Source organism: Micromonospora sp. M61, from assembly GCF_018070245.1.
In the GTDB taxonomy this organism is placed as follows: Bacteria; Actinomycetota; Actinomycetes; order Mycobacteriales; family Micromonosporaceae; genus Micromonospora; species Micromonospora zamorensis.
This window is the reverse complement of sequence record NZ_JAGPYA010000149.1, coordinates 1-1,292: the sequence shown is the minus strand read 5'-3', so window position 1 is coordinate 1,292 and position 1,292 is coordinate 1. Positions and strand designations below refer to the sequence as shown.

Genomic DNA, 1,292 nt, shown 5'->3' with positions numbered 1-1,292 from the left:
CGATCGAGCTCAAGGACGGGCACCTGTACGGCTCGCCGATCGACATCCTGCGGCTGAGCGCACCACTGATCCTCGTCGCGCTGGGGATGACCCTGGTCATCTCGACCGGCGGCATCGACCTGTCGGTGGGGTCGGTGTGTGCGATCAGCGGCGCGATCGCCTGCATGTACATCAGCAAGCAGTCCGACCAGAACAGCCTTGTCGTGGTGCTGACCGCCCTCGCGATGGCGTTGGGCGTCGCGCTCGTGCTCGGCGCCTGGAACGGCGTGCTGGTGGCCGTGATCGGGATCCAACCGATCATCGCCACCCTGATCCTGATGGTGGCCGGCCGGGGCCTCGCCCAGCTGATCACCCAGGGGCAGATCATCACCATCAACTCCGAGCCGTTCCGGGCGATCGGGCTGGGCCACCTGTTCACCCTGCCGCTGGCCATCTTCATCGCCCTCGCCGCAGCACTGCTCGTCGCCGCGTTCACCCGGCGCACCGCACTCGGCATGATCGTCGAGTCGGTGGGTGGCAACGCCGAGGCGAGCCGGTTGGCAGGCATCCGCTCCGGCCGGGTCATCTTCCTCGCGTACGTGCTCAGCGCCGTCTGTGCCGCGATCGCCGGTTTCATGATGACGGCCAACGTCTCCAGTGCCGACGGCAACGCGGTGGGCCTCTGGGTGGAGCTGGACGCCATCCTCGCGGTCGTCATCGGCGGTACGTCCCTCGCCGGTGGCCGGTTCTTCCTCAGCGGCACGATCATCGGCGCGCTGATCATCCAGACGCTGACCACCACGGTGTACGCCATGAACATCTCACCGCAGACCTCGCTGCTGTTCAAAGCGGTCGTCGTCATCGCCGTCTGCCTCATCCAGGCGCCGGCCTTCCGGGCCCGGTTCGCCCGCCGCAGGCGCAGCGCGCCGAAGCCCACCACCATCGCCGACAAGCCGAAGGAGCAGGTACCGGCATGACCACTGGATCGCTCACCGCTGGTCGTGCCCGGTTCCGGCTGCCGAGGCGGCAGATACCGGTCCTGGCCACGCTCGTCCTCCTGCTGGTGATGTACGGCATCGGGGTGTCCCAGTACCAGGCGTTCTCCAACGTGCAGGTCATCTTCAACGTCTTCATCGACAACGGTTTCCTGCTCGTGGTCGCGATCGGGATGACCTTCGTGATCCTCACCGGCGGCATCGACCTGTCGGTCGGGTCCGTCGTGGCGATGACGGCCATGGTGTCGGCCTGGCTGCTCCAGGAGGGCCTGCCGGCGGCGCTGGTGCTCGTCATCGCCCTGCTCATCGGGCCGACGC

The 1,292-nt window shown here is 67.5% G+C and carries 1 protein-coding gene and 1 pseudogene; both read left to right on the top strand.

Annotation, left to right across the window (positions count from 1 at the left end; translation table 11 throughout):
* Positions 1-956, top strand: a 956-nt coding sequence (locus KBX34_RS32985; RefSeq protein ID WP_210928978.1) for an ABC transporter permease, incomplete at its 5' end; no start/stop codon positions are given.
* Positions 953-1,292, top strand: a pseudogene (locus tag KBX34_RS32980) (sugar ABC transporter permease YjfF); the annotation flags it as partial. The gene KBX34_RS32985 and the pseudogene KBX34_RS32980, both read left to right, overlap by 4 nt.